Source organism: Dietzia sp. SLG310A2-38A2 (genome assembly GCF_014145095.1).
GTDB lineage: Bacteria > Actinomycetota > Actinomycetes > Mycobacteriales > Mycobacteriaceae > Dietzia.
Genome location: NZ_JAALDX010000324.1, coordinates 3517 through 6055, shown reverse-complemented (window position 1 = coordinate 6055; position 2539 = coordinate 3517). Strand labels below are relative to the sequence as shown.

Sequence of the window (2539 nt, the reverse complement as noted above, 5' to 3'; positions counted from 1 at the left end):
GACGAAGCCCAGCACCAGCGGGGTGATGACGGACATCGGGGTGAGCGCCAGTGTCCCGGAGGGGATCCCCAGGTCGAAGGCGTCGAGTACGGCGAAGATGACCCTCGCCAGCCCGAACCCGGCCAGCACGCCGATCGCGGACCCGACCAGGCCGGTCAACGCGGCCTCGGCCAGCACAGACCGGGTGAGCTGGCCGCGGGTCGCGCCGATCGCCCGCAGCAGGGCCAGTTCGCGCAACCGCTGCGCCACCAGCATGGAGAAGGTGTTGTAGATGATGAACGTGCCCACGAGCAGCGCGATCAGGCCGAAGGCCACGAAGAAGTAGTTGACGAAGTCCAGGATGGTCGACAGCTGCGCGGAGAGCCTCTCCTTGACCTCCTCGCCCGTGCTCACCTCGTACTCGGGGAACTCGGCGGCGAGCGTGTCGCGCATCTCCTCCTGGCTCACCCCTGGCACGGCGCGGACGGCCACGTTGGTGGCGTTCTGCCCGTCGGTGAACAGTTCGCGAGCCTGCGCGGAGGTGAAGCCGACCCCGACGTAGCCACCGACGTCGGTCTCCGAGGAGTACGAGCCCACGACGGTGACGTCGATCATCCCCTGGGAGGTGGTGTACACCCGCGCGGAGTCGCCGATCGAGAGTCCCGCGTTCTCCAGCACCGACTCGGGGAGGACGACCTCGCCGTCCGCGGCCGGAGCGCGACCGTCCGAGATCCAGCTGCTGCTCCCGACGGCCTGCTCGGGTTCGACCCACTCCAGCCCCTCCGACGGGGCGCCGCCCGACTGATAGGGGGTGCCGTCGGAGTTGAACATCACCACGGTGCCGGTCACCCCGGGGGTGACCGCCTCCACGCCGGGCAGCTCGAGCGCGCGGTCGGCCACCTCGAACGGCACCCCGGCGCCACGGGGGTCCTCGGGTTCGATCATCGCGGACAGGTCCGCCGTGCCCTGGTCGAGCAGTCCGTCGAACGTGCTCTTGAGGGTCGAGGTGAACACCAGCGAGCCGGTGACGAACGCGGTGCCGAGCACCACGGCGAGGACGGACAGGACCAGGCGCAGCTTGTGCGCGGCGATGTTGCGGAGCGAGACCCGGAGCATGGGCCGGGAATGGCTGGGGGCCTGGCCGGACGTGGTGCCCGGTGCCTGGCCAGCGGCGTGGCGGGCGGCCATCACCCCTCCTCGAGTGCGCCCATGGCCGCCAGGATCTCGTCGGCGGTGGGGCGGGAGAGCTCACGCACGACCCGGCCGTCGGCGAGCAGCAGCACGCGGTCGGCGTAGGTGGCGGCACGCGGGTCGTGGGTGACGATGACGACGGTCTGCTGGAAATCGTCCGCGGCACTGCGCAGGATCGACAGCACCTCCGCCGACGAGGTGGAGTCGAGGTTGCCCGTGGGCTCGTCACCGAACAGGATGTCCGGGCGCCCCACCAGCGCACGCGCGCACGCGACGCGCTGCTGTTGACCGCCGGACAGCTCCGACGGGCGGTGCGACAGACGGTCTGCGATCCCCAGCCGCCCGATGACCTCGTCGAACCACGCACGGTCGATGGCGTGGCCCGCGATGTCCTGCGGGAGCGTGATGTTCTCCTCGGCGGTCAGCGTGGGGACGAGGTTGAAGGACTGGAACACGAATCCGATCCGGTCGCGGCGCAGCGCCGTGAGTTCCTTGTCCGCCAGGCCGACTATCTCCGTGTCACCCACGCGCACCGAACCCGAGGTCGGCCGGTCCAGGCCGGCCATGCAGTGCATGAGCGTGGACTTGCCCGAGCCGGACGGGCCCATGATCGCGGTGAACCTTCCGCGCTCGAACGAGGCGCTGACGTGGTCCAGCGCGCGGACCTCGGTCTCGCCCTCGCCGTAGGTCATGACGAGGTCTGTGGCGACGGCTGCGAGCTCCGCGCCCTCCGCCCGGTGCTGGGTCTCGGCCTGCGTGGTCATCTGCTCCCCTGGATCATGGTGGTCGACCTAAAGCATGCAGGAGTTCGGAGCGGTTGCCGATGGGGGATGGCCCGGATCTTGCGCCAGGGCCTTCCCGGACGGCCACGCCCCGAGCGACCTGCGGGTCCTGAACTGGCGATTCTCCCCGGAGACGGGGTCGGTGAAGCCGAGGGTCTCCGCGAGCAACTGCAGCGGGTCGGAGAAGTCGCCGGGGGCGATCGTCCGCACCCGCGGGTACAGGTCGTCGCCGAGGATCGGCGTGCCGAGCGCGTTCATGTGGACGCGGAGCTGGTGGGTGCGCCCGGTGGAGGGCTCGAGGCGGTACAGACCGAGCGGCGCGGTCGGCTCCCCCGGCTCCGGCTCGCGCACCTCGAGCAGGGTGATCCGGGTGTGGGCGTCCGGTGGGCCGTCCACCTCGGCGGCCTGCAGGACCCCGCGCCTCTTGACGATCCGGCTGGACCGCTCTCGGACGTGCGGCGTCCCCTCGGGCGCGGGGGCCACGGCCAGATAGGTCTTGGCGACCCGCCGGGCGGCGAAGAGGTCCTGGTAGGCGGCGCGGTGCGCGGGGTCGACGGTGAACACCAGGACGCCCGCGGTGAGCCGGT

The 2539-nt window shown here is 71.2% G+C and carries 3 protein-coding genes; all 3 read right to left on the bottom strand.

Annotation, left to right across the window (positions count from 1 at the left end; genetic code table 11):
* On the bottom strand, positions 1–1167 hold a 1167-nt coding region (locus G6027_RS11810), incomplete at its 3' end, for an FtsX-like permease family protein (protein WP_241727055.1).
* On the bottom strand, positions 1167–1934 hold the full coding sequence (locus G6027_RS11805; RefSeq protein WP_182637349.1) for an ABC transporter ATP-binding protein: 768 nt from the start codon (positions 1932–1934) through the stop codon (positions 1167–1169). The genes G6027_RS11810 and G6027_RS11805, both read right to left, overlap by 1 nt.
* Positions 1935–1961: 27 nt before the next feature.
* On the bottom strand, positions 1962–2539 hold a 578-nt coding region (locus G6027_RS11800), incomplete at its 5' end, for a pseudouridine synthase (protein WP_241727054.1).

Bases quoted from the DNA above. Each gene is read 5' to 3' on its own strand.
- G6027_RS11805 (WP_182637349.1), bottom strand. From the start codon at position 1,934: ATGACCACGCAGGCCGAGACCCAGCACCGGGCGGAGGGCGCGGAGCTC.